This window comes from Sphingomonas sp. PP-CE-3G-477 (genome assembly GCF_003050745.1).
GTDB lineage: Bacteria > Pseudomonadota > Alphaproteobacteria > Sphingomonadales > Sphingomonadaceae > Sphingomonas.
Map to the genome: position 1 here is coordinate 466,192 of NZ_QAOF01000001.1, position 23,442 is coordinate 489,633.

The window sequence follows — 23,442 nt, forward strand, 5'->3', positions numbered from 1 at the left end:
CCATTCTCGTCCCCAAAAAAGAGCTACCACCCCGGCAAAGGCCGGGGCCCAGTTGGAAAGGTGGCAATAACGAAGCGCTGCCCGTCATCAGCAACGTTCCCCAACTAGGCCCCGGCCTTCGCCAAGGTGGCATTGCTCTTGGGGTCCGTATCTCGGATCAAACCAGCCGTCCGTCTACCGCCGCTTCTTCTTCGACGGCACAACCACCACCGGAACCACCGGCACCGGCGGTTGCACCGTAACCTTCACGACCAACGGCAACACCCCCGGATCCGCCGGATACTCCCGCCGGGCCCGCGCGAACACGAACCGGGCCTTTGCTGCCCCAGGCGCACTCTCGTTCGCGCCGACCCAGCGCCAGTGCCACGGTTCCCATTTAACGTGTTGTTTGTTGCCGCCGGGGAAGCTCTGTTCGAAGCCGAACCTTGGCGCGTTCGCTCGCAGCCAGCGCGCGGCAGGCGTAGCGGCCATGCATGCCTCCGCATCGGGACACCCGTTCGCAGGACGTACTGCGAAGTCGAGCGCGTAGCCGGTCGAATGCTCGCTGTACCCAGGCGGCGCGACCGAGATCGCCCGGTCGGCCGCGCTGCTGGTTTCGCCGCGACAAAAGACGCTGCGCTGCCGAGCTATCGATCGTTGACACGACAAGGCGCGGAGTTGGCCCATCACCGAAGGATCGCCCTGCGCCGCCGCGAACAGCCGCAACAGGTCGGGCAATATGTCGGCGCGCACCACGCACGGATTGCCCACTGAATATTCGGATGGCAGCGTCACCAGTTCGGTCTCGGGCGCATCGCCATATGGCAAATGTCCGAACGCACGACCGTCGGGCGCGATGGCGGCACTCTGTCCCTCGCACAATTGTGCTTCCGCGATCGTGGGGGCGAACAGGAGCGCGAGGGCCAGTGTGCGGTGCAACATTAACGCAAGCTCTGGCACGCAGGCGCTAATGATGGCAAGGGCGGCGCCATGCATGGTGAACGCGTACTCTTCCTCGACGGCGAGGCCCTGGTGATCGACAAGCCCGCAGGGCTGCCGGTCGATCCGCCCCGCGATGGCTCGCTGAGCCTCGAAAATCATCTCGAAAGCCTGAAGTTCGGCTTCCAGCGCTGGCCGAAGGCGGTGCACCGGCTCGACCGCGACACGAGCGGCTGCCTCTTATTGTCGCGCAACCCCAAGGCACACGCTCGGTTGCAGCAGGCGTTCGAGCAGGGCCTCGTCTCGAAGCGCTACGTCGCGCTGCTCGACGGCGTGGTCGAAGGCGCGTCGGGATTGATCGAGATGGCGCTGGGCAAAGTCAGCACGGCCGAGACCGGCTGGCGGATGGTCGAGGACCCCGAGGGCAAAAAGTCGCGCACCAAATGGCGTGTGCTCGAGATCAAGGACGGCCGCTCGCTGGTCGAATTCCTCCCCGAGACTGGCCGCACGCACCAGATCCGCGTCCACGCCGCGAGCGGCCTCGGTGCGCCGGTGGTCGGTGACGGCGTGTATGGCAAGGCGGATGGGCTCGGCATGATGCTCCACGCGCAGCGGCTGATCGTGCCGCGCCCGGGAAAGGCCGACGTGCTCGCCGAAGCGCCGCTGCCCGAGCGGTTCGCCAAGGCTGGTTTCGCCGACGAGGCTGCCCCGGTTTCAGACGTTGCTCCGACTGCCGACGCGGTAACGACACCCGACTCCACCGACGGCTGAGAGCCGAGGGCAGGGGCTTATGGTCGCGATCCCGATCACCCGATCGATCTCGATCGACGACAGCGAACTGATCGAGAGCACGACGCGATCGGGCGGTCCGGGTGGTCAGCATGTCAACACCACCGACAGCGCGGTGATCTTGCGCTTCGACGTCGGCCTCTCGCCCGGCCTCCCACTGGCGGTGAAGAACCGCATCGCGGTGCTGGCGGGATCGCGCCTTACGCGCGACGGTGTGCTGGTGCTGCGCAGCGAAGGCTCACGCTCGCAACTGCTCAACCGACAGGAAGTCCGCGAACGCCTCGTCGCGCTGATCAAGGAAGCGACGATCGTCCCCAAGGCACGACGCGCGACCAAGCCGTCGAAAGCAGCGAAGGCGCGGCGGGTCGACACGAAGAAGGTGCGCAGCGGCGTGAAGGCGGGTCGAGGGAAAGTCCGCGACGATTGAGCGATTCATGGTCAGGTGCCATCCCTCCGCCCCGTCACCCCAGCAAAAGCTGGGGCATCCTTGAGGAACGGACCGCCGTCGCCAACATGGAGATCCCAGCTTTCGCTGGGATGACGGATTTTGGAGCGTGCTAGTTCCATCAAGGCGCCGACCAAGGAAGACACCATGTACCAGTTCGATATCTCCGCCGGCACGAAAGCCGATCTCTACCGCGACCTGCTCGCCGCGCTTGATGCTCTAACGACGGACGAGACCGATCCGATCGCCAATATGGCGAATGCGGCGGCGGTGGTGTGGGAATACCTCCCCGACCTCAACTGGGCGGGGTTCTACCGGCTGGTGGAAGGTGAGCTCGTCCTCGGGCCATTCCAGGGCAAGGTCGCGTGCGTCCGCATCCCGGTCGGCAAGGGCGTCTGCGGTGCCGCCGCCGCGACGCTGATGACGCAACTGGTCGAGGACGTGCATGCGTTCCCCGGCCACATCGCCTGCGACGCGGCAAGCCGGTCGGAGCTGGTGGTGCCGGTGACCAGGGATGGCGTGCTGATTGCGGTGCTCGATCTCGACAGCCCGGAGCCTGCGCGGTTCGATGCGGAGGATGCGGCAGGCTGCGAGGCGCTGGCGAGGTTGCTCGGCCAGCGGCTCGGCTAGCGCCGGCCGACGCGCCCCGTTTCGGGACAGCACGCCTTCTGGCGACTCCAACGTGCGCTTGGTAAGCAACACCTCAAGATATCCGGCGTTTGCGCTGGATCGGGTGGCAAACCAGGGAGACGGACATGCGGATGCTTTTGATCGCGGGCGCGGGGCTGGCGTTGGCAGGCGGCGCGGCAGAAGCGCAGCGGCCGACACCGGGTGCGAGCTATCCTGCTCCCGGCATCGCGATGCAGGCGCCGATGGCCCGCCCGAACCGCCCCGGTCCGATCGCCGCTCGGACACCTGTCGTGCGGGCTCCGACGCGACCCGTCAACGCCCAGCGTACGTCGCGCTGGGGCAGCAAGATCGGCGGTCGCTGGTGGGGTGGTGCGAACGCCCCGGGCGGCTGGGCCGGGTATCGTCGCCCGCAACGCGGCTGGGCCGTGCCGGGCTATTGGAATACGCCGCGCTTCTACGTCGGCGACTGGTCGAACTACGGCCTCGCACAGCCACCCCAAGGCTATAACTGGGCGCGCTACTACGACGACGCCGTGCTGATTGACTCGCGCGGTTCGGTCTACGACACCGCAAGCGACCTCGACTGGGATCGCGCCGGGGGTGGCGGCTACGCGGCGATCAGTCCGCGCGACTATGCGGCTAACGACTCGGTCTATGCGGGTCCCGACGAGCGCGGCTACGCTCCGCCTTACGAGGATCGTGCCGCGCCGCGCCGCGACAATGGTCTGGGTGGCGCTGCGATCGGTGCAGTGGCCGGAGGTGTTGCTGGCAATGTCATCGGCGGGCGTGGCAATCGTCTCGGCGGAACGCTGATCGGTGCAGGTGTCGGCGCCGCGGCCGGCTATGCGATCGACAAGAGCGAAGATCGCGGTCGTCGCGCACCGCCGCCTCCGGGGTATGGCGCGGGATATTCGCCGCCCGCGTACGCCAGCGACTATCCGCCACCAGTGCCAGTCTACGGCGGCGGCTATCAGCAGCCGCGCGGGTATACCGTGGCGCCGGGCGGTACCTGGACGTCGCCAGATGGCGCGACGACGGTGACGACGACTAGCGGCGGCGCGTATCCGGCCGGCTCGACGACGGTGGTCGTGCAGTCCGTGCCCGTTACTACGACCACCACCACGACCGAATATTATGACGCAGTACCGTATCCGCGGAGGAAAGTGCGGCGCCGCCGGTGATTCAGCCGAGCATCCCGGCATAGGTCTGCGGCGGCTGGGGCAACAGCACGCGCGCTGCAATGCCGCTGCCGACGACCATAACGAGTGCCCCTGCGCCGACCACGAGTATCTTGCGCGGCATGGGACGGTCGGCGAGTAGGACGCTCGCCACCGCGGTCGCGATCATCGGCCAGAGATGGTAGCGCAAGTCGGACGCGATGCTCAGGGCTGCGAAGCTCGCCTCGAGCGCAATCGCGGACACGAGCAATGCCATGGCGAGATCGCGGGCCGGATCGCGCGGGCGCGCGAGGCTCGCGGCAAGCGCGGTGATGGCGACAACGATCCACGCGATCGGCCATCCGAGCGGCGTCTCGACGACCACTGCCGTCAGCGCTTCCCAACTCCGGGCTGTGGCACCGGGGTCGGCCAAGCCTAGCGTATTCGGTTCGGACGCGGCGGGCGGCGCCGCGCTCGGCCAGTGGAACGGGACCAGCCAGCGATCGGTGGAGTTCAGATGCGCGAAGCGGTGCCCGGCATAGGCGATCGGATGATGCAGCGCTGCGGATGCCAGCGTGACGTACAGCGTCGCGGTCGGCAGTGCGCGCAGACGCTCCATCGTCGTTGCGCAATGCGCGTCGTCGCCGAGCGGATCCCAAAAGAACGGCTTGGCGCAACGGCGGGCGATCACGGTTGTCGCTTCCGACCGGGTGAGGCCGGTGGTGTCGCTGCCCGGTGCCCGTGCGGCGATGCCGGCAAGGTCGTAGAGCGCCTGCGTTGCCTCGACGCCGCTTGGTTGTGCGCGGAGCATCTGGTGGTTCACTATCGGTGCGACGGCAAGCACGAGCACCACCGCGACAAGCCCAGTGACAAGTTTCGCGAGCGGGTGCGTCGGGCGCGGGGCAAGCGTCACGAGCAGTGGAACGACGATGAAGACGGCGTTGGCGCGGACCAGCACGGCGTAGGCGAGCAGCAGCGCGACCGGCACGCACATCGCGCGGGGAAGCGGACGGCGCGCAAGACGCCACCAGCCGATGATGCCAACCGCCCCGAGCAGCGCGCCGGCGAGTTGCGCGTCCTTGAGGACGACGCCCTGCCAGCCGAGAAAGGGTGGGAGCAGGCCGATCGCAAGGATCGCGACGGCGCTGCGGGGCCGCCCGACCCAGGCTAGCGCGGCGGCGATCAGGCCAAGGCCCAGCCAGTAGGTGAGAAGTTGCAGAACGAGCATCGGTCTCGCGCCGGAGCCGAGCGGCGCGATCAGCGACCAGACGCGCGCCATCGCGGGAGGGTGCCAATCGTCGTACACGCCCGACAGGACTTGCTGGTATTGCGTGACGGTGTCGTACATCGCGGTGCCCGGCCAGAAGATCGCGAGCGAGGCGATGCACAGCGCGGCCGCGCCGATGGCGATATGGCGCTGCGTGAGGCGGGCGGCAGGTTCGATCGGCATTTGCGGGTCCTGCACCGTTGACTTGGAGGGCTACGAAATCCTGCTGGCAAGACCTCTCGGCTGGCGCGACCTTTCGATGCGGCATGCGCGAGGGTCAAGAGATATAGGGCCGAAACGGGATGGTTTGCCCGGATCGGTCGGCCGGTCGGGTATCGCGACCGTCGGAATGCCGTGTCCGACAAGAAACGTACGCCCCATGCGCCTGGTCACCCTGAAGAAGGTCGGGATCCAGAGGCACCAGTAGCTGCGGGCTGTACCCTGGGTCGGACGGCGAAGGTCGCGGTATCGTGCTCGTATTTCCCGCTAGGGGAGGTGGCGCCGAAGGTGTCGGGGGGGGGGAGGGCACAGGCGAAACGTTATCGCCTCCGCCCCCTCCGTCAGGCTAAAGCCTGCCACCTCCCCTTTGCGGGGGAGGATCGATTGCTCAGTAGTGGATCGCCCGGCCATAGGCGGCGAGGACGCTCTCGTGCATCATCTCCGACAGCGTCGGATGCGCGAAGACAGTTTCCATCAGTTCGGCTTCGGTCGTCTCAAGCTGGCGCGCGACCACATAGCCCTGGATCAGCTCGGTAACTTCCGCGCCGACCATGTGCGCGCCGAGCAACTCGCCCGTCTTCGCGTCGAACACCGTCTTCACGAAACCCTCGGCCTCACCCAGGGCAATGGCCTTGCCGTTGCCGATGAAGGGGAATTTGCCGACCTTCAGCTCGTAGCCCGCTTCCTTCGCCTTCGCCTCGGTCATGCCGACCGACGCGACCTGTGGGCGCGAATAGGTGCAGCCCGGGATGTTGGCCTTGTCCATCTGGTGCGGCGAACCGCCGGCGATCTTTTCGACCGCGATGATGCCCTCGTGGCTGGCCTTGTGCGCGAGCCACGGCGCGCCGGTGACGTCGCCGATCGCCCAGATGCCGTCGACGTTGGTGCGGCCGTATCCGTCAGTCTTGATATGACCGCGGTCGGTCTCGACGCCTAAGGCCTCAAGCCCGATATTCTCGGTGTTGGGGACAATGCCGATCGCGATGATCGCGTGGCTGAAGGTCTCTTCCGAGACCTTGCCGTCCTTCGCCTTGATCTTCGCCGTGACGCCGTTCGCGGACGGTGCAAGACCTTCGAGGCCGGTCTGGGTCAGCAGCTTGATGCCCTGCTTGGTCAGCGCCTTGCCCATGAACGCGGACACTTCCTCGTCCTCGACGGGGAGGATGCGCGGGAGCATCTCGACGATCGTCACGTCGGCGCCCATGTCGTTGTAGAAGCTGGCGAACTCGACGCCGATCGCGCCCGAGCCGATGACTAGCAGGTTGGTCGGCATCTCGGTCGGCACCATCGCGTGACGATAGGTCCAGATCCGTTCGCCGTCGGCCTTGGCGAACGGCAGGTCGCGGGCGCGCGCGCCGGTCGCGACGATGATGTTCTTGGCTTCGAGCTCGACGGTCTTGTCGCCCTGCTTGACGCTCAGCTTGCCCTTCGCGGTAACCGTGCCGACGCCCTCGACGACGGTCACCTTGTTCTTCTTCATCAGACCCTTGACGCCGGCGTTCAGCTGACCGGCAACTTTCCGCGAACGATCGACGACCTTGGCGAGATCGAAGCCGACATTGTCCGCCTTGAGGCCGTAGCTCTCGGCGTTCTGCATATAGTGATAGATTTCCGACGTCCGCAGCAGCGCCTTGGTCGGAATGCAGCCCCAGTTGAGGCAGATGCCGCCGAGCCGCTCACGCTCGACGATCGCGACCTTCAGGCCGAGTTGCGACGCACGGATCGCGGCGACGTACCCGCCGGGGCCCGAGCCGAGGATGACGAGATCATAGGTATCAGCCACGGTAAGTCCTTCGATTTCAGTTGGTTTCGGGCGGCACGGGCCGCGGTTTGCGATCGTCGCCGACCGCCACGAAGATGAAGCGCGCCTGGGTCACCTTGCAGCTGTCGTTGCTGTGACGCGCGCGGCGCCAGGCCTCGACCTCGATCGTCATCGAGGTGCGGCCGACCGCGATCAGGTCCGCGTAGACCGACACCTCGTCGCCGACGACGACGGGCATGTGGAACTTCATCGCGTCCGCGGCGATCGTGACGGCACGGCCGCCGCTGCGCCGGGACGCGACCGAACCCGCAGCAAGATCCATCTGGCCCATCAGCCAGCCGCCGAAGATGTCTCCATACGGATTAGCGTCGGCGGGCATCGCGGTGACGCGGATCGTCGGGGCCTTGTTGGGAGGCAGGTCGGTCACGCTTCACTCCTGCGGGTCGTTTTGTCGAGACGGCGGGCGCGACGCAGCGGCCCCACGCCCATCAGCACGGTCGCCACCATCGCTGCCGCGCCGCACGCCCAGATCACGTCCTGCCCGAGCGGGAAGGACCATGCCGCCGCCCAAGTGATTGCCACCGCCGCCACGAGCCCTGCGAGGATGTGCAGGATCTCGATAGTGGTGCCGGAAAGCGACCTGAACGACGATATCAGCCCCATCTTAGGCCAGCATGCTCAGCGGGTTCTCGACGAGATGCTTGAACGCCTTCATGAACTGCGCGCCGTCGGCACCGTCGATCGCGCGGTGATCGAAGCTGCCGGTCGCCGACATGACGGTCGCGACCGCCAGTTCGTCACCGATCACGACCGGGCGCTTCTCGCCCGCGCCGACCGCGAGGATCATCGCCTGCGGCGGATTGATGACCGCATCGAACTGCGTGATGCCGAACATGCCCATGTTGCTGATCGAGGCGGTGCCGCCCTGATATTCCTCGGGCTTGAGCTTGCCGTCGCGAGCACGGGCGGCAAGGTCCTTCATCTGCGTCGAGATCGACGACAGCGACGCGGTGTCCGCACCGACGATGATCGGCGTGATTAGGCCCGACGGGGTGCTCACAGCGACCGAGATGTCGGCACGCTGAAAGGTGATCAGCTGGTCGGGTGTGAACATCACGTTGCAGGTCGGGACCTGCATCAGGGCGACGGCCTGCGCCTTGATCAGCAGGTCGTTGACCGACAGCTTCACGCCGCGCGATTCGAGACTCTTGTTCAGCTCGCCACGCAGCTTAAGCAGCGCGTCGAGGCGGATGTTCACCGTCAGGTAGATGTGCGGAACGGTCTGCTTCGACTCGGTCAGGCGACGCGCGATCGTCTTGCGCACGTTGCTGAGCTTGGTCGCCTCGTGCGGGATATCCGGCACGGTCGCAGGCTTTGCGGCAGGCGCGTGCGCCGCGGCGGCAGTCGGCGCAGCAACTTCGGTCTTCGCGGCAACCGGAGCCGCACCCGGCTTCGCGCTTTCGACGTCGGCCTTGACGATGCGACTCTTCGGCCCCGAACCCGAGACAGCGCCAAGATCGATGCCCTTGTCGGCGGCGAGACGGCGCGCGAGCGGGCTCGCCTTGACGCGGTCACCGCTGGCGGCGGGCTTGGCCGCACCGGCGTCGTCGGGACGGCCGTGATCCTCAGCTGACGCCTCGGTCCGCTCGACCGGCTTGGCCTCGGCACCGGTCTTGTTCGGGTCCGTCGGATCGGGCTTGGCTTCCGATTCCTTTGCGGCCGGCTCAGGCGTCTCGCTCTTGGTCGGCGCGGACGATACCGAAGATGCATCCTCACCCTCTTCGGCGATGATGGCGATGACCGTGCCGACCTTTACATTGTCTGTACCCTCGGCGACGAGGATCTTGACCACGGTGCCTTCGTCGACGGCTTCGAATTCCATCGTCGCCTTGTCGGTCTCGATCTCGGCCATCAGGTCGCCGGATTTCACGACGTCGCCCTCCTTGATCAACCATTTGGCGAGGGTACCCTCCTCCATGGTCGGGGACAGCGCAGGCATCTTGATCTCGATCGACATGGATTTCCCCAGGGCGTGACGTAACGGCATGCCTACTCGCGCCCTCGTCCGCTCGGGTCAACCCCGGCGCACTTGCGTATCGACCCGCCTCGGCCCAATTACCTGCAATAACGGGGGCTAAAATGCGCATTTATCTGGTTGTTATCGACGACAGTCCGGAAGCCGGCATCGCGTTGCGGTTCGCGGCACGGCGTGCGGTAAAGACCGGCGGTGGCGTCGAGATTCTCACCGTGATCCCGCCGCAGGAGTTCATCGCGTTCGGCGGCGTTCAGGCGACGATCGAGGAGGAAGCTCGGTTGCATGCCGAGGGGTTGGTCGCCGGCGCCGCGGGTACGCTGATCGAGGAATCCGGACTCCGGCCGTCGATCACGGTGCGCGAAGGCGAGGCCGCCAAGATCATCCGCGAGATGATCGAGGCGAACCCCGATATCGCGGCGCTGGTGCTGGGGGCTGCCGCAAGCGGGGCACCGGGCGAACTGATCGCGCATTTCGCGGGCACGGACGCGGGCGCGCTGCCCGTTCCGGTCATGATCATTCCCGGATCGCTGACCCGCGAGGCGATCGACAGGCTCAGCTAGCAATCGGCTCCGTGGGCAAAAGGTTGGGTTGGCCATAGGCTGGCTAGCACAGGCTACACGAGATTTCGCTTAGCTGACTTCCATTGCGGGCTGGGTTGCGAGCAGTCGTTCGATACCGTCGATGCCAGTCTGGGTGAGTTGCAGCGCGTCGAGATCGGCGTGAGGCGGCTCGATCAGCGACCGGGTCTGGAGTACCCTGATCCACCGGCCAAGCGTCGCGCGGGACATGCCCAAGGCGCCGGCGACCATGTCGATACTGGCGATCCGGCCTTCGGCTTCGGCAACGTACACGATCAGCAGCGTCGTCCAGGCGTGATCGGCGAACAGGTCTGAGCCGAGCGTCTCGTCGCGCGCGCGCATGACGCCCAGCAAGCTCTTTGCGCGTTGCCAGAGGCGGTAGGGCATGTCCGCGGGGTCAATGACGTCGACCGCGGTAGGGATGGTCGAGAGCGTGCCGACGAGATGACCCGTCTGACCGCTACCGAGTCGCGACACCTGAACCTCTAGCGTCAGGATATCGCCCTCGCCACCGATATAGCGCTTCCTGATTTTCGCGGAATTTCCGTTGGGTTGCAGTGCGATGACCTGCGAGCGGTTACGGGCAAGGTCATCGGGATGGGTGATGGCGAGATAGGACAACCCGACCAACTGTTTCTGGGTGCGCTGCAACAATGTCGCAACCGTTTCGTCGACCACCTGGATAACGCCGTCGCCGTTCGAAATAGAGTGGCCAATGATCATCGTCGTTCCTGCAGCCCCACGAACATCTTTACCAACCACGCCAAAATTTCTGCAACATGGATTATGCAGTTTCGTTTCAAGCCATTGGTAGAGCGTGCGAATAGTTGCTGGCACGCTAAATAGTGCTCGATTGTAAAAATATCATGATCGCAGCTTGAGCTGCGGGTGGGTTCGATCCAAGATCGTGGAATGTCCATCCTTGTCGCTCCGCTGCTACTTGCAGCCGCCGCCGCGTATCCTGCTCCATCTCCGGCACGACTGGAGGCCGATGTCACGACGATGGTCGGTTTCGGCACGCGCCATACCGCGTCGACCACGACCGATCCGAAGCGCGGCATCGGTGCCGCCCGGACCTGGGCCGCCGACCGGTTCAACGCGATTTCGGCAACCTGCGGCGGATGCATCACCGTCGACCGGATCTCGCGGCGCTTTACCGGGCCGCGCGCACCGACCGGTGTCGTCGTCGAGGACGTGCTCGGTATCCAGAAGGGCCGCGATCCGAACCGCGTCGTGATCGTCGGCGCGCATATCGACAGCCGCGTCACTGACGTGATGAACGTGACGTCGGATGCGCCCGGCGCGAACGACAACGCGTCGGGCGTCGCGCTGGTGCTGGAGGCCGCACGACTGCTGTCGCGGCGCCAGTTCGACGCGACGATCGTCTACGCGGTGTTCTCCGGCGAGGAGCAGGGCTTGTGGGGTGCCGAACTGCTCGCCGACACCGCCAAGGCTCGCGGCTGGCAGGTCTCGGCGATGCTCAACAACGATATCGTCGGCAACACGGTCGGGCAGGGCGGCGTGCGCGTCGCTGACAAGGTTCGCGTGTTTTCGGAAGGCATTCGCGCATCGGAGGATCTCGTCGCTCAGCAGGGGCGCAGGGCGGAGGGCGGCGAGGACGACGGTCCCAGCCGCGCCTTGGCGAAGGCGATCGACGGAATCGCACGCGGTATTCCTGGTGGACTGGATGTGATGCTCGATCGCCGGCCGGACCGGTTCGGGCGCGGCGGCGATCACGAGCCGTTCCTGAAGCTCGGCTATCCCGCCGTACGCTTCTCGGTCGCGGCAGAGAATTGGGACCGCCAGCACCAGGATCTGCGCCCCGAGAAAGGCGTGGTCTACGGCGATACGATCGCCGGCATGGACTTCCCGTACCTTGCGAAGGTGACCGCGATCAACGTCGCGACGCTGTCGCGAATCGCCAGCGCACCCGCGGCGCCCGAGGACGTGTCGATCGCAGGGGCATTATCCCGTGACACGACGGTGAAGTGGACTGCGGTACCAGGCGCTGCCGGCTACCGCGTGCGGTGGCGTCGGAACGATGCGCAGAACTGGGCCAAGACCCGCGATGTCACGGGGACCGAAACGGTTCTGACGCAGGTTCCGGTCGACGACAATTTCGTCGGCGTGTCCGCGCTTTCGGCTGCGGGAGCGGAAAGTCTCGTGAGCTTCGCCGGGCGCGAACGGCGACGTTGAACGTCGCGCCCGTCGGGCCGTTCGCGGTCGATCAGGCCGCGGCGGACGCTCTCCAGCGCCGGTTGGCGAGCGCCCGCGCTTCCTCGACCGGCAGGGGGCGACCAAAATAGAAGCCCTGGACCTTGGTGCAGCCGAACTCCTGGACCATGCGGTGTTCGGCCTCGGTCTCCACGCCCTCTGCCGTCGTCGCCATGTCGAGGCTCTTCGCCAGCGCAATAACGGCGTGAACGATCGCAACCGCCTCGCGTAGCCCTTTGGCGGCATCGCGGACGAAGCTGCGATCGATCTTGATCGACGAGAAACGCGTGCGGCTGAGATAGCCGAGTGAGGAATAGCCGGTCCCGAAATCGTCGAGACTGAGGTGGACGCCGAGATCGAGCAGGCGTTCCAGCACTTTCGTTGCGCCAAGCCCCTCATGCATGAAGACGCTTTCGGTGACCTCGAGCTCGAGGCGTTCGGCCGAGAGCCCGGTGTTCGCCAGTGCGGACGTGACGGTGGTCACGAAGCTCGGGTTCTGGAGCTGATTGGCGGATATGTTCACTGCGATGCGAATGTCCGACGGCCATTTGGCCGCTTCCTCGCACGCCGTACGCAATACCCAGGCTCCGATCGGAGCGATCAGGCGGGCATCCTCGGCGAGCGGAATGAACTTGCTTGGTGCAATGGTGCCGTACGCCGTGCTGACCCAGCGCAGCAGCGCCTCGAAGCCCAGCAGGGCGCCGGTGCCGGCGTCGACGACCGGCTGGTATTCGAGATGCATTTCGCCATTCTCGACGGCGGTGCGCAGCGCCAGTTCCAGCACCCGGCGCTCCTCGGCCTTGACGTGAAGTTCGGGCTCGTACGTCCGGTACACGCCGCGCCCGGCATCCTTGGCACGGTACAGCGCCAGGTCGGCGGAGCGCACGAGCATCTCGGCGGTACGACCGTCACGCGGGCCGACCGCGATGCCGACGCTGACCCCGATGTACAACGTATGTGCGTCGATCTCGTAGGAATGGGATAGCGATTCGATGATCCGCTGCGCCAGGCGTTCGATCGCGACGGTATCGCTCGCATCGCGGACGATCACCGCGAACTCGTCGCCGCCGAGCCGGCCGCACAGATGATCGTCGTCCATCAACTGAGCGAGGCGTTCGGAAACCTGGCCAAGCAAGCGGTCGCCGATCGGGTGACCAAGCGTGTCGTTGACCGCCTTGAAGCGATCGAGGTCGAGCATCATGAACGCATAGCGGCCTCCCCAGATGTCCGCCTCCGCCATCGTCTTCACGAGCGTCTCGTTGATCATCAGACGGTTGGGCAGGCCGGTGAGCGTGTCGAACCGTGCCATGCGGTTGATCTTGTCCGCGGATGCGCGCTGTTCGGTTACGTCGGAGCACACACCACGAAAACCCACAAATTCGCCGTCGTCGCCGAAGCGGGGCGAGGCCGCGAGTTCCCACCAGCGATCCTCGCCACCGATCTGCACCAGCAGCCGCAAATCGCGAAAGCTCTGCCGCATCTTCATCTTTTCCGCGAGCGTGCGCAGGCCGGCGGTGAAGTCGCCGGTATCCCAGCTTGGCCCCGCCAGCACCTGCAGGAACGGCATGCCCTCCAAGCCCCGCGCATCGAGCCCGCAGGCGAACGCAAAGCGTGACGACGCCCGGACGATCCGTCGTGCGACATCGGTTTCCCAGAGCCAGTCGGCGCCGGTTTCCTCGAACTCGCGCAGCAACAGGCTGACCGTCTGGTCGCGTTCGTCGAGTGCGATCTCGGCAGCGCGGATCAGGACGAGGGTCCGCGCGCGGCTGACGCAGACGATCATCAACATCAGCGTGAAGCCGAAGATCCCCGCCGCGGCTGCGCTGGCGCCGGCCATCGCCAGCTGGACCACCATCGCCGTGCCGAGATATCCGAGGAAGATCAGCGTCGCGAGCGCGAGCGGCGCCATCGCGAACGCCGCCGCGATCATCAAGACCGCAAGCGTTATGCCGAGGCCCGCGGTCGTTCCCGACGGTGCGTGCGTACAGAACAGCACGGGCACGATCGACCAAGTAAGACCGAGCGCGAGCCCCTCCCATCCGGTGTTCCGGACGTCGCGGACGCTGGCATAGCTATCGCCGCGATGATTCGTCGCGAGCCGACGAAATCCGACGACGAGTGCAACCGTGAGAATCGAGACGGCCCAGCCGACGATCTGCCAGGTCGGAACGAATCCACGCACCAGAAAGGCCGTGGTCAAGGTCGCGCAGATGTTCGCGACCAGCACGAACAACGCCAACCTGCGCCCCGCAAAGAGCTGCGCGGCACGGATGCGGCTCCATTCGAGATGATCCACGCCGCCGCGCAATCCAAGCAACGTCGGCGTATCCACCGTGAACCGGCGTGATGGAGAGGGTGATCTGATGTTCACGGGGTCAGTGTAAAACAACCTGGTTAGCAGATCGTTGGTAATCCACCGAATTGGATGTAATTAACACCCGACATAATGCTAAGTGCTGGACGACACGTACTTTGTCGGCACGAACTTTTTTAGTGCCGGTCCGAGTCGCGATGGTTTCACGCTGCAATGTCATACGGCTTTATATCGCCGCTGAGGTACAGATTACGCGCTTTCGCACGGCTGAGCTTGCCCGACGACGTGCGCGGCAAGGTGCGCGGCGGGATCAGTTCGATCAAGCAGTTCATGCCCGTCACCGAACGGACGCGCTCGCGGATCTCGTCGCGCAGGCGCAGGCGTTCGGCTTCGTCGGAGCTGCGGCACTGGACCAATACGGCGGGGGTTTCCTCGCCGCCGGGCGTCGTGATCGCGAACGCGGCGATGTCGCCCGCCTTGAAGCCGGGAAGCTGTTCCACCGCCCATTCGATGTCCTGCGGCCAGTGGTTCTTGCCGTTGACGATGATCATGTCCTTGGCGCGGCCGACGATGTAGATGTAGCCGTCCGACATATAGCCCATGTCGCCGGTATCGAGCCAGCCGCCGGACATGCACGCCTCGGTCGCGGCGTCGTCACGGAAATAGCCGACCATCACCGACTTGCCCTTGCACCAGACCTTGCCGATCGCGCGCTCGGGAAGGGGCGTGCCGTCCTCTTCGCGGATCTCGATCTGCATGTCGCGGACCGGCTTGCCGCAGTTGACGATTGCCCGGTAGCGCTGCGGACGGTCCCCGCCGCGGCTACCACCCGAGAGCTGGGTTTCCTCGACGAGTTCGACGCGGATGCCTTCGCCCGGCGGCATCAGCGATACCGCGAGCGTCGCCTCGGCAAGGCCGTAGCTCGGCAGGAACGCGCTGGCCTTGAAGCCGGCATCGGCAAATGCGTCGACGAACGACTGCATCACGTCGGGACGGATCATGTCGGCGCCATTGCCCGCGACCCGCCAGCGCGACAGGTCGAACCGGTCGCTCGCCTTGGTCTGCGAGGACATCCGGCGCGCGCAGATATCGTAGCCGAAGGTCGGCGAATAGCTGAGCGTCGTGCCTTCGTTCCGGCTGATGAGATCGAGCCACGCGAGCGGACGGCGCGCGAAATCCTCGGTCTTGAGGTAGTCGGTGGAGACCTGGTTGGCGATCGGCGACAGGAAGCAGCCGACCAGACCCATGTCGTGATACCAGGGCAGCCAGGAGACACAGCGATCGGTGTCGCAGACTTCCATGCCGTGGCTATGGGCAGCGAGGTTGTTGAGCAGCGCGGCGTGCGTGATGACGACGCCGTGCGGAAAGCGCGTCGAGCCGCTGGAATATTGCAGGTATGCGATGTCGTCGGGCTTGGCCTCGGGCAGCGTCGCGACCGGTGCCTCGCGCACGGCGAACTCGGACCAGTCGATGCCGACGGTGCCCGACAGGCGCGCGGCCTCGCCGGCCATCTGTGCCAGTTCGGGCGGGAAGATCAGCATCTTCGGATCGCAGCTGGCGAGCTGGACGCGGAGTTGTTCGATGTACGAGTCGCGACCGCCGAACGAGGTCGGCAGCGGCAGCGGCACGGGCCATGCGCCGGCATAGACGACGCCGAAGAACAATGCGGCGAACTCGGGACCGGTCTCCGCGACCAGCGCGATGCGATCGGCAGGCGCGACGCCGGCGGCGATCAGGCGATCCGCCATCGCACGCGCGTCGGTGCGGAGTTGCGAATAAGGGTAGGGCTGCGACAAAGTGCCGCGGGCGTCGTGAAAATTAAGCCCGCGGTTACCGCTTGCGGCGTAATCGAGCGCTTCGCCCAAGGTGCCGAAATCGGCGAAGCGGCGCGGCAGGGCGTCCTGGGTCGGCGTCGCGGTGATCGCGGTCTGGCCGTCCTTCTGAAGCGTCTCGGTCGTCATCGCAGTTCCTGTCTCTGGCGTCTTGCCCGGCATGGCGGCTGAGCGCACCTCGCCTATTTCTAGTCTAGCCGTTCAACTTCGGGTGTCAGTGTGGCACAATGATGGCGTGTCCGACGATGACGACCCCGATCGCGCGACAGGGCGCCCCAAAACCCGCGGTAAAGAGCGGTCCGCCGGCCGTGGCAACATGCGCAAGGCCGACCGCGCGCCGCCAAAGCCGATCGATGCCGCCGCGCTGGAGCGGATGGCGCTGCGCTATGTCGAGCGGTTCGCGACCACGCGGGGGCGGCTCACCGATTATCTGATGCGCAAGATCCGCGAGCGGGGTTGGGATGGTGGCTCTGCCGCGGCGTTGGCCGAGCCCGGCGAGCTCTCGCAACGGATGGCCGATCTGGGTTATGTCGACGACCGTGCGTTCGCCGAGCAACGTGCTGCTGCGATGCAGCGCCGAGGGCTGGGCGCGCGGCGTGTCGCGGGAGCCTTCCGCGAGGCCGGAATCGATGATGGCGATGCGGAATCGGTCGCGCCTGCGATTGCCGATCGTGCGGTCGAATCTGCACTCGCCTTTGCCCGGCGGAAGCGAATCGGACCGTACGGCAACGGCGAGGCGGACAGGAAACTTCAGGAAAAACAGCTCGCCGCGATGCTGCGCGCCGGTCACCGGTTCGACCTGGCGCGCAAAATTGTTGCTGCACCGCCGTCCGATACGCCGGAATTGGTGGATTTCGATTGAGTTCGGCAACGGATTCGTTGCGGTAGCGACGAAGCGTGCTATCTCGGCGTTCAGGGGTGTGACAATGCGTAACGACACGCAACAGGATGCGGACATGATAGTCGCGGCGGTATCGCCGGCCGTAGCGATGGCGACGCCGATGGTGGTGCCGATCGCTGCGACCGTCGCGAACGGTGAAGACGTGCGCGCGATCGGTGGCGTCATCAAATGGTTCGACGTGACCCGGGGCTTCGGATTCGCGGTCGCGGACGACGAGGACGTGGGCGATATCCTCGTGCATTTCTCCGTCCTGCAATCGCATGGCCGTCGCAGCCTTCCCGAGGGCGCGCGCGTCGAGACGCTGTCGGTCCAGCGCGGTCGCGGTTTCCAGGCGCGCGAGATCGTGTCGATCGACATGACCAACGCGGTCGAGGAGGTCGTGCGCGCCGTGTCCTCGCCCGATCGGGTCGATCCGATTGCGATGATCGACGCGGCGGGACCGTTCGAAGCGGCATCGGTGAAGTGGTTCAACCGGTTGAAGGGTTACGGCTTTCTGGTACGGAGTGCCGATGGCAGCGACATCTTCGTCCACATGGAAACGCTGCGCCGCGCCGGAATCGAGACGGTCGAACCCGACCAGCCGCTCCGCGCGCGCGTGGTCGAAGGGCGCAAGGGACCGCTTGCCGTCGCGGTCGAAGAGGATCCTGGATGAGTTTGGTTGCGAAGGCCGTGTTGGCCGCGGTGCTGGCGGTGGGCGTCGGCGCCGGGGGTGTCGCGTACATGAATAGCAGCACCGACACCGAAGCGGCGAAGGACGGCACGCTGGGGCTGACGATCAAGAGCGCGAACGGGGCGCATGCGTTCCGGGTCGAGAGCGCGAAGACGAAAGCCGAGCAGGCGCGCGGACTGATGTTTCGCACCGACCTGAAGCCCGATCGCGGGATGCTGTTCTGGCCGTATCCCGCCACGGGAGGCAAGCCGGTGGAGGCGAACTTCTGGATGAAGAACACGCCGAGTTCGCTGGATATCATCTACATCCGTAGCGACGGGACGATCGCGCGGATCGCGGAGAATGCCGTGCCGTTTTCGGAAGTGCCGATACCGTCGGGCGAGCCGGTCGGAGCCGTACTGGAACTGATGGGCGGACGGGCTGCGGAACTGGGGATCGCCGAGGGTGATCTGGTGACGTGGGACAAGGCGGAGTAGGCGCGGGCGGTTTGTCGTGCGTCTAACAATTTCATCCGACCGCGCGATATCGTTGAAGGAATTACACCGCCCCGGCGAAGGCCGGGGTCCAGTTGGGTGACGTCGCCAACTGATGCTGCGCTCCGTTACCGCGGCCTCTCCAACTGGGCCCCGGCCTTCGCCGGGGTGGTGGCCTTGCTTGAAGCGTCCTCTAAAAGTTGCTGGTCGGTGAGGGCTAACCCTTCCAAGTAGAAAAGACTGTTTCCCCGCGAAGGCGGGGACCCAGACTGGGCTCCCGCCTTCGCGGGAGAACAAGGAAGCGGGAACAGTTGCAGGCAAGGGCCCCTATCATAACGGCGAACCTCCACGATCCTCCCCCCTGGCGGGGGGGATCAAGAGTAGCGGCAGCCTTCCCTCCAACGATCATGGTTGAAGCCCGTCGCCAGTCGGGTTAAGCGCCAGCCATGGGCTTTCTCGCATCGACTTTCACGTGGTGGAACGGCGCCACCCTCGGCACCAAATTCGGCTTGCGCAGCATGGCGAAGAAGGGCGAGGACGCGCTTGGCAACGTCTATTACGAAGGTGGCAAGGACACCGCCGGCAACCCGCGCCGCTGGGTGATCTACCAGGGCGCGACCGACGCGAGCCGCGTGCCGCCCGCGTGGTTCAGCTGGCTGCATCACCAGGTCGACGACGTGCCCGATCGCGCATTGCCGCCGATCCGCGCGTGGCAGAAGCCTGCCGTGCCTAACATGACGGGTACCGCGCTCGCCTATCGTCCTGCCGGTGCGCTCGAAAAGGGTGGCCACCGCGCCGCCGCGACGGGTGATTACGAAGCCTGGACGCCCGAAGGGTGATCATGCGCTGGCTCGCCGCGGCCGTATTGGTCGTGGCGTTGGCGGTGGGCGGCTGGTTCGGATACCGCGCGCTGACCTCGCCTGCGGCGCCGGTTGCCACGGTCCAGCAGGACCTCCCCGGTCCGGACGAGGCCGGCAATTCGTCGATCGAGACGATCGAGACGGGTACGGCGGCGATCGCCAATGGCGGTACCCCGATGGCGCAGCGCGTTGCCGTGCTGGGCCTGCTCAACAAGCGTAACGGCGAAACCCATGACGTGACGCTCAAGCCGGGCCAGTCGACCCGGATGGGCGACGTCGTGCTGCGCCTCCGCGCGTGCGAGCAGACCGCACCGTGGGAGCAGGAGCAGCTGACCGGCGCCTTCGTGCAGGTGCTGGTGCGTGGCGTGGACACGCATTGGCGTCGGTCGTTCTCGGGCTGGTTGTACAAGGAACGCCCCGCGCTGAACGCGGTGCAGCATCCGATCTACGACGTCTGGACCAAGAGCTGTGCGATGACCTTCCCGGAGACCGGCCCCGATACTGCGCCGCCTGCGGAAGCCTTGCCTGCCAAGCGATCGAGTGCGCGGAAATCGCCGGCGGATGCGACGCCCGCCGCGGCCGACGCGCCGAGCGCGCCTTCGAGTGAAGCGCCGAGCAACGCGACGTAATCCGCGCGGTCGATCTCGATCGCGCCGAGCGAGGCGAGATGCGAGGTCTGAAACTGGCAGTCGAGCAGTGTGAAGCCGCCGGTCCGCAGGCGCGCGACGAGGTGCGCTAGTGCGACCTTGGAGGCGTCGGTGGCGCGGCTCACCATACTTTCGCCGAAGAACGCGCGGCTCAGCGCGAGGCCGTAGAGCCCGCCGACCAGCTTGCCGCCGTCCCAGCATTCGACCGAATGCGCGAACCCCATCGCGTGGAGCGTCTGGAAGACGCGCTCGATGCCGTCGTTGATCCATGTCTCGGGGCGGCCCGCGACGCTTTCGGCGCAGAGCTGCACGACGCGCTCGAACGCGGTGTCGACGGTAACCTGGAAACGGTCTGCGGCGATCGTCTTTCTGAGCGAGCGGGAGAGCTGGAACCCGTCGAGCGGCAGGACGGCGCGGCGGCGGGGCTCGACCCAATAGACGCTGGCGGCGTCGCGACTGTCCGCCATCGGGAATACGCCGACCGAATAGGCGCCCAGCACCAGTTGTGGGTCCAGGACGTCGCTCATGCGGCTAGCCGGTGTTCGATCCGGCGCCAGAGATCGGCGAACGCCTGCGCGGCGGCCGAGCGGGGGGCGAACGCACCGACCGGCGCGCGCTTGACCGCCATCGATTCGATCCCGCTCGCCATCGGGATGACCGGCCAGTCGGGGTGACGGGACAGCGCCTCGGCGTGCAGCGCGCGACGTTTGTCGACCATGACGTGGACGGGGAGCAGGGCCGTGCGGCCGCCGAGATGCTGGAAGACTGCGTCGTACGCGCGGGTCGAGAGCGGGGAGGGGATGACGGGAATCACGATCAGGTCGGCGGCGCGCATCACCTGATCCGCGGTCTCGGTCAGGCCGGGCGGGCAATCGAGGATCACGCGGTCGTAGCCGGCGAGGTCTGACAGCAGCTTGGCGAGCCGCTTCTTTTTGTCCATCTCGTGGAACAGCTGGTCGAGACCGCGCAGCGACGCGTCGGCGGCGATCAGGTCGAGATGCGGGTAGGCGGTCGGCCGCGCCTGCTTGGCGACCGCGATGTCCTTCGAGAACATCGCCTGCGCCTGGTCGGCCTTGGCCCCGACTCCATGGGGTCCGCCGAGTACCCAGGTAGAGGCGGCCTGCGGGTCGAGATCCCAGAGCAGCGTGCGGCGCGCGGACAATGTCGCGGCGCACCAAGCCAGGTTCACCGAAAGCGTCGTCTTCCCGACGCCGCCCTTGAGGCTGTAGATCGCAACGGTTGCCATCGGTCTAGCGTGCCGGTCTGCGGCGATCAGGGCAAGGGTGCGCGGCGCAAAGAAAAACGGCCGGCGGATGATCCGCCGGCCGTTTCAGAACAAACAAGACGTCGAAGACTTACGCGTGGCAGGTCTGGGCGGACTTGCCGGGCGCGGTCAGCGTGACGTTGGTCTCGCTGCCGGTCATCGACCAGCCGCCCTCGGCGGTCTTCGGCGCACCGGCGACATCCGACTTCAGCGTCGTTGCGGGGCCATCCTTCTTGGTCTTGACGACGGCCTGCTTGTCGCCCTGGAAGAACGTCACGAATAGCAGGCTGTTGTCCTTGCAACGCAGCGTTGCCTCGGACTTGATCGCGGGCGGCAGCTCGACTGGCGCCGCGTTGGCGAGCGTATTCGCCATCGGATCGGGATTGCTATCCAGCACCTCGGGCGAAGCGGGCTTGGAGTTGCAGGCTGCCAGCACGAGCAGCGCAGCGACGGCGGTCATGGGGAGGATTTTCATAGCGGCCATCGCTTCGCGCATGCAGCATTGGGCGTCAAGGTTTATGGTTTACGCTACGGCCCGATCGCGATGAACGGGGGAGCCCATCCTCATGGGCCGGGACGCCGCCTGCAGCCGTTCCGATATCCGCTGCCGACGCGTATCTCACTCGCGGCCCGGGCTATTGCGATCCATCAGCCCGCCCTGCGGATAAAGCCGGGCCTCGACCAGCGCGAGCGGCGTCGCGATGTGCGCCGCGATCAGCGTGTCCCCGGCAGCTTCCATGACGTCCGAAGCCTCCTTCAGGAGCGCCTGGGCACGCAGATAGTTTTTCACGACATCCTTCTCCTGCTTCCGAGTCGGTCGGCTAACATAGATCATATCATCTATACTTCCGGGACGCGGTGCAATGGGATGCGGCCGCGGAGTTTTCGGTCGTGGTAATGCCCGTGAGGGCACACCGATTTAACGGCGCAAACTTTCGCTCGCTTGCTCCTGGGGGAGTGCCGCGCCACATAGCGGGCATGCACACGACACCTGATACGCTCGCCCTCATCGGCAATACTCCGCTCGTCCGCTTGAAGGGGCCGAGCGATGCGACCGGCTGCGATATCTTCGGCAAGTGCGAATATGCGAACCCTGGTGCATCGGTGAAGGACCGCGCGGCGCTGTTCATCGTCGAGGATGCGGAGCAGCGCGGATTGCTCCAGCCGGGCGGGACGATCGTCGAGGGCACCGCGGGCAATACCGGGATCGGCCTCGCGCTCGTAGCCAACGCGAAGGGCTACAAGACGATCATCGTCATGCCCGAGACGCAGAGTCGCGAGAAAATGGATACGTTGCGCGCGCTCGGCGCCGAACTGGTGCTGGTGCCGGCCGCGGCATTCTCGTCGCCATGCCATTTCGTCCACACGTCGCGGCGCATCGCCGAGGAAACACCGGGCGCGATCTGGGCAAACCAGTTCGACAACACCGCCAATCGCCGTGCGCATATCGTCGGAACCGCGGAGGAGATCTGGGCGCAGATGGGCGGGCAGATCGACGGCTTTACCTGCGCGGCGGGAACCGGCGGGACGATCGCGGGGGTCGGGCTGGGGCTCAAGGCGAAGGACGAGAGCGTCTGCATCGCGCTCAGCGATCCACACGGTGCGGCGCTGTATAATTACTACGCGCACGGCGAGTTGAAGGCGGAAGGATCTTCGGTCGCCGAGGGGATCGGGCAGGGGCGTATCACCGCCAATCTGGAGGGTGCACCGATCGATACGCAGTTCCGGATCTCGGACCAGGAAGGCTATGCCTGGGTCCGGCGACTGCTCGACGAGGAGGGGCTCTGCCTCGGGCTGTCGTCCGGGATCAACGTCGCCGGTGCAGTGGCGCTGGCCAAACACCTGGGGCCCGGCAAGCGGATCGCGACGGTCCTGTGCGACACCGGATTCCGCTATCTATCTACGCTGTACGATCCCGAATGGCGCCAGGCGAAGGGTCTGGCTTGAGCGGTCCGGTTCCCCAGAATCGACAGAAGCGCGGCAGTCGGGTATCGAGGTGGGGCAAGATGAAGTTACCGCACGAACCTTCCCAGACGATGCAGCGCATCAAGGTCGGCATGATCGGCCTTGCCGCGGTCGTGCTGCTGATCGGGCTCGCGAGCGCGATCATCGGTTCGACGAATCGCGAACGGCCGGTCGCGACTGCGGGTACCGCGCAAGCCGACGTGGTGGCGAACATGGGCGTTTCGAACGTCACCGAAGCCGCCGGTGCGGGTGAACCGCTAGCGGAGATGGGCGTGGCGCCGAGCGCCAACGCGCAGGCACCCGCACAGTAATCACCAGCGCAATGTTGCAATTCTTCGCTCGCCTTCCCTCAAGGAGGGGGTGAGCGTGGCGCTCCATCGAAGTGTGCCTAGCCTCAGCTTCGGCCGGCGGCGGGACAAGCGCTTATCGTGGCCCATCCCCGAATTTCCCCAGCGCTGATGACCGCTCGCCGCCGGTCACATCCAATTCCCCCGCAAATCCC

The 23,442-nt window shown here is 66.0% G+C and carries 25 protein-coding genes and 1 pseudogene; 13 read left to right on the forward strand and 13 right to left on the reverse strand.

Annotated features, from left to right (window positions below; all coding sequences use genetic code 11):
- Positions 1 to 174: 174 nt before the first annotated feature.
- Positions 175 to 921 carry a M15 family metallopeptidase gene (locus tag C8J45_RS02135; protein WP_181321064.1) on the reverse strand — a complete coding sequence of 249 codons (747 nt, stop codon included), beginning with the start codon at positions 919 to 921 and terminating at the stop codon, positions 175 to 177.
- A 48-nt stretch (positions 922 to 969) separates the two neighbouring features.
- Here C8J45_RS02135 and C8J45_RS02140 point away from each other — a divergent pair, with 48 nt between their 5' ends.
- The 4 genes from C8J45_RS02140 (at position 970) to C8J45_RS02155 (ending at position 3,963) form a co-directional block, all read left to right on the forward strand.
- A complete protein-coding gene (locus C8J45_RS02140) occupies positions 970 to 1,689 on the forward strand; it encodes an RluA family pseudouridine synthase (RefSeq protein WP_107961684.1) in 720 nt (239 codons plus the stop codon).
- Between the two features lie 19 nt (positions 1,690 to 1,708).
- Positions 1,709 to 2,134 (forward strand): alternative ribosome rescue aminoacyl-tRNA hydrolase ArfB, encoded by a 426-nt coding sequence (gene arfB / locus C8J45_RS02145; protein ID WP_093399511.1) that lies wholly within the window; start codon positions 1,709 to 1,711, stop codon positions 2,132 to 2,134.
- Positions 2,135 to 2,299: 165 nt separating this feature from the next.
- A complete protein-coding gene (locus tag C8J45_RS02150) occupies positions 2,300 to 2,782 on the forward strand; it encodes a GAF domain-containing protein (RefSeq protein WP_107962193.1) in 483 nt (160 codons plus the stop codon).
- 125 nt (positions 2,783 to 2,907) lie between these two features.
- Complete coding sequence (locus C8J45_RS02155) at positions 2,908 to 3,963, forward strand: RcnB family protein (RefSeq protein WP_107961685.1); 1,056 nt, start codon at positions 2,908 to 2,910, stop codon at positions 3,961 to 3,963.
- A 1-nt stretch (position 3,964) separates the two neighbouring features.
- Here C8J45_RS02155 and C8J45_RS02160 read toward each other — a convergent pair whose 3' ends face one another.
- The 5 genes from C8J45_RS02160 to C8J45_RS02180 form a co-directional block, all read right to left on the reverse strand.
- Positions 3,965 to 5,389 carry a hypothetical protein gene (locus tag C8J45_RS02160; protein ID WP_107961686.1) on the reverse strand — a complete coding sequence of 475 codons (1,425 nt, stop codon included), beginning with the start codon at positions 5,387 to 5,389 and terminating at the stop codon, positions 3,965 to 3,967.
- 424 nt (positions 5,390 to 5,813) lie between these two features.
- Positions 5,814 to 7,208, reverse strand: coding sequence for a dihydrolipoyl dehydrogenase (gene lpdA, locus C8J45_RS02165; RefSeq protein ID WP_107961687.1), 1,395 nt, complete (start codon positions 7,206 to 7,208; stop codon positions 5,814 to 5,816).
- A gap of 16 nt (positions 7,209 to 7,224) precedes the next feature.
- The gene (locus C8J45_RS02170; protein ID WP_093399601.1) at positions 7,225 to 7,566 is read right to left on the reverse strand and encodes an acyl-CoA thioesterase; all 342 of its coding nucleotides are present in this window, start codon (positions 7,564 to 7,566) and stop codon (positions 7,225 to 7,227) included.
- Positions 7,567 to 7,610: 44 nt separating this feature from the next.
- A complete protein-coding gene (locus tag C8J45_RS02175; protein ID WP_107961688.1) occupies positions 7,611 to 7,850 on the reverse strand; it encodes a hypothetical protein in 240 nt (79 codons plus the stop codon).
- 1 nt (position 7,851) lies between these two features.
- Positions 7,852 to 9,204 carry a pyruvate dehydrogenase complex dihydrolipoamide acetyltransferase gene (locus C8J45_RS02180; RefSeq protein ID WP_107961689.1) on the reverse strand — a complete coding sequence of 451 codons (1,353 nt, stop codon included), beginning with the start codon at positions 9,202 to 9,204 and terminating at the stop codon, positions 7,852 to 7,854.
- A gap of 122 nt (positions 9,205 to 9,326) precedes the next feature.
- Between C8J45_RS02180 and C8J45_RS02185 the strand changes: the two genes are divergently transcribed.
- Complete coding sequence (locus C8J45_RS02185) at positions 9,327 to 9,782, forward strand: universal stress protein (protein WP_107961690.1); 456 nt, start codon at positions 9,327 to 9,329, stop codon at positions 9,780 to 9,782.
- Positions 9,783 to 9,851: 69 nt separating this feature from the next.
- Here the strand turns inward: C8J45_RS02185 and C8J45_RS02190 are convergent, their stop codons facing one another.
- The gene (locus C8J45_RS02190; protein ID WP_146168555.1) at positions 9,852 to 10,637 is read right to left on the reverse strand and encodes a PAS domain-containing protein; all 786 of its coding nucleotides are present in this window, start codon (positions 10,635 to 10,637) and stop codon (positions 9,852 to 9,854) included.
- A 75-nt stretch (positions 10,638 to 10,712) separates the two neighbouring features.
- On the opposite strand from C8J45_RS02190, the gene C8J45_RS02195 reads away from it, so the two are divergent.
- A complete protein-coding gene (locus tag C8J45_RS02195; protein ID WP_107961692.1) occupies positions 10,713 to 11,996 on the forward strand; it encodes a M20/M25/M40 family metallo-hydrolase in 1,284 nt (427 codons plus the stop codon).
- Positions 11,997 to 12,027: 31 nt separating this feature from the next.
- Here the strand turns inward: C8J45_RS02195 and C8J45_RS02200 are convergent, their stop codons facing one another.
- On the reverse strand, positions 12,028 to 14,385 hold the full coding sequence (locus C8J45_RS02200; protein ID WP_258191230.1) for a bifunctional diguanylate cyclase/phosphodiesterase: 2,358 nt from the start codon (positions 14,383 to 14,385) through the stop codon (positions 12,028 to 12,030).
- A gap of 146 nt (positions 14,386 to 14,531) precedes the next feature.
- On the reverse strand, positions 14,532 to 16,289 hold the full coding sequence (locus tag C8J45_RS02205; protein WP_107961694.1) for a fatty acyl-AMP ligase: 1,758 nt from the start codon (positions 16,287 to 16,289) through the stop codon (positions 14,532 to 14,534).
- A gap of 106 nt (positions 16,290 to 16,395) precedes the next feature.
- Here C8J45_RS02205 and C8J45_RS02210 point away from each other — a divergent pair, with 106 nt between their 5' ends.
- The 5 genes and pseudogenes from C8J45_RS02210 to C8J45_RS19510 all read left to right on the forward strand — a co-directional run.
- On the forward strand, positions 16,396 to 17,022 hold the full coding sequence (locus C8J45_RS02210) for a RecX family transcriptional regulator (RefSeq protein WP_308811325.1): 627 nt from the start codon (positions 16,396 to 16,398) through the stop codon (positions 17,020 to 17,022).
- A gap of 139 nt (positions 17,023 to 17,161) precedes the next feature.
- Positions 17,162 to 17,713, forward strand: a complete 552-nt coding sequence (locus tag C8J45_RS02215; protein ID WP_244647265.1) for a cold-shock protein — start codon at positions 17,162 to 17,164, stop codon at positions 17,711 to 17,713.
- A gap of 68 nt (positions 17,714 to 17,781) precedes the next feature.
- On the forward strand, positions 17,782 to 18,207 hold the full coding sequence (locus C8J45_RS02220; RefSeq protein ID WP_107962195.1) for a DUF192 domain-containing protein: 426 nt from the start codon (positions 17,782 to 17,784) through the stop codon (positions 18,205 to 18,207).
- Positions 18,208 to 18,650: 443 nt separating this feature from the next.
- Positions 18,651 to 19,043, forward strand: a complete 393-nt coding sequence (locus C8J45_RS02225) for an NADH:ubiquinone oxidoreductase subunit NDUFA12 (protein ID WP_056060269.1) — start codon at positions 18,651 to 18,653, stop codon at positions 19,041 to 19,043.
- Positions 19,044 to 19,240: 197 nt separating this feature from the next.
- Positions 19,241 to 19,474 (forward strand): annotated as a pseudogene (locus C8J45_RS19510) (DUF2155 domain-containing protein); the annotation flags it as partial.
- 35 nt (positions 19,475 to 19,509) lie between these two features.
- Here C8J45_RS19510 and aat read toward each other — a convergent pair.
- The 4 genes from aat to C8J45_RS19050 all read right to left on the reverse strand — a co-directional run bounded on the left by aat (position 19,510) and on the right by C8J45_RS19050 (position 21,765).
- A complete protein-coding gene (gene aat / locus C8J45_RS02235) occupies positions 19,510 to 20,238 on the reverse strand; it encodes a leucyl/phenylalanyl-tRNA--protein transferase (RefSeq protein WP_107961695.1) in 729 nt (242 codons plus the stop codon).
- Complete coding sequence (locus C8J45_RS02240; RefSeq protein ID WP_107961696.1) at positions 20,235 to 20,957, reverse strand: ParA family protein; 723 nt, start codon at positions 20,955 to 20,957, stop codon at positions 20,235 to 20,237. Before C8J45_RS02240 ends, aat begins: the two co-directional genes overlap by 4 nt.
- A 109-nt stretch (positions 20,958 to 21,066) precedes the next feature.
- Complete coding sequence (locus C8J45_RS02245) at positions 21,067 to 21,435, reverse strand: hypothetical protein (protein WP_374956412.1); 369 nt, start codon at positions 21,433 to 21,435, stop codon at positions 21,067 to 21,069.
- A 159-nt stretch (positions 21,436 to 21,594) separates the two neighbouring features.
- A complete protein-coding gene (locus C8J45_RS19050) occupies positions 21,595 to 21,765 on the reverse strand; it encodes a hypothetical protein (protein WP_181321065.1) in 171 nt (56 codons plus the stop codon).
- Between the two features lie 188 nt (positions 21,766 to 21,953).
- Here C8J45_RS19050 and C8J45_RS02255 point away from each other — a divergent pair, with 188 nt between their 5' ends.
- On the forward strand, positions 21,954 to 22,922 hold the full coding sequence (locus C8J45_RS02255; RefSeq protein WP_107961698.1) for a cysteine synthase A: 969 nt from the start codon (positions 21,954 to 21,956) through the stop codon (positions 22,920 to 22,922).
- A gap of 59 nt (positions 22,923 to 22,981) precedes the next feature.
- Entirely contained in the window at positions 22,982 to 23,251 is a 270-nt protein-coding gene (locus C8J45_RS02260; RefSeq protein ID WP_244655382.1) for a hypothetical protein, read from the forward strand.
- Positions 23,252 to 23,442 lie beyond the last annotated feature (191 nt).

Excerpts from the sequence above, each read along its gene's own strand:
- C8J45_RS02135 (WP_181321064.1), bottom strand. The coding sequence starts at position 921 with ATGTTGCACCGCACACTGGCCCTCGCGCTCCTGTTCGCCCCCACGATC.
- C8J45_RS02140 (WP_107961684.1), top strand. The coding sequence starts at position 970 with ATGCATGGTGAACGCGTACTCTTCCTCGACGGCGAGGCCCTGGTGATC.
- arfB (WP_093399511.1), top strand. The coding sequence starts at position 1,709 with ATGGTCGCGATCCCGATCACCCGATCGATCTCGATCGACGACAGCGAA.
- C8J45_RS02150 (WP_107962193.1), top strand. The coding sequence starts at position 2,300 with ATGTACCAGTTCGATATCTCCGCCGGCACGAAAGCCGATCTCTACCGC.
- C8J45_RS02155 (WP_107961685.1), top strand. The coding sequence starts at position 2,908 with ATGCGGATGCTTTTGATCGCGGGCGCGGGGCTGGCGTTGGCAGGCGGC.
- C8J45_RS02160 (WP_107961686.1), bottom strand. The coding sequence starts at position 5,389 with ATGCCGATCGAACCTGCCGCCCGCCTCACGCAGCGCCATATCGCCATC.
- C8J45_RS02170 (WP_093399601.1), bottom strand. The coding sequence starts at position 7,566 with ATGCCCGCCGACGCTAATCCGTATGGAGACATCTTCGGCGGCTGGCTG.
- C8J45_RS02175 (WP_107961688.1), bottom strand. The coding sequence starts at position 7,850 with ATGGGGCTGATATCGTCGTTCAGGTCGCTTTCCGGCACCACTATCGAG.
- C8J45_RS02180 (WP_107961689.1), bottom strand. The coding sequence starts at position 9,204 with ATGTCGATCGAGATCAAGATGCCTGCGCTGTCCCCGACCATGGAGGAG.
- C8J45_RS02185 (WP_107961690.1), top strand. The coding sequence starts at position 9,327 with ATGCGCATTTATCTGGTTGTTATCGACGACAGTCCGGAAGCCGGCATC.
- C8J45_RS02195 (WP_107961692.1), top strand. The coding sequence starts at position 10,713 with ATGTCCATCCTTGTCGCTCCGCTGCTACTTGCAGCCGCCGCCGCGTAT.
- C8J45_RS02205 (WP_107961694.1), bottom strand. The coding sequence starts at position 16,289 with ATGACGACCGAGACGCTTCAGAAGGACGGCCAGACCGCGATCACCGCG.
- C8J45_RS02215 (WP_244647265.1), top strand. The coding sequence starts at position 17,162 with ATGGTGGTGCCGATCGCTGCGACCGTCGCGAACGGTGAAGACGTGCGC.
- C8J45_RS02220 (WP_107962195.1), top strand. The coding sequence starts at position 17,782 with ATGAATAGCAGCACCGACACCGAAGCGGCGAAGGACGGCACGCTGGGG.
- C8J45_RS02225 (WP_056060269.1), top strand. The coding sequence starts at position 18,651 with ATGGGCTTTCTCGCATCGACTTTCACGTGGTGGAACGGCGCCACCCTC.
- aat (WP_107961695.1), bottom strand. The coding sequence starts at position 20,238 with ATGAGCGACGTCCTGGACCCACAACTGGTGCTGGGCGCCTATTCGGTC.
- C8J45_RS02240 (WP_107961696.1), bottom strand. The coding sequence starts at position 20,957 with ATGGCAACCGTTGCGATCTACAGCCTCAAGGGCGGCGTCGGGAAGACG.
- C8J45_RS02245 (WP_374956412.1), bottom strand. The coding sequence starts at position 21,435 with ATGACCGCCGTCGCTGCGCTGCTCGTGCTGGCAGCCTGCAACTCCAAG.
- C8J45_RS02255 (WP_107961698.1), top strand. The coding sequence starts at position 21,954 with ATGCACACGACACCTGATACGCTCGCCCTCATCGGCAATACTCCGCTC.
- C8J45_RS02260 (WP_244655382.1), top strand. The coding sequence starts at position 22,982 with ATGAAGTTACCGCACGAACCTTCCCAGACGATGCAGCGCATCAAGGTC.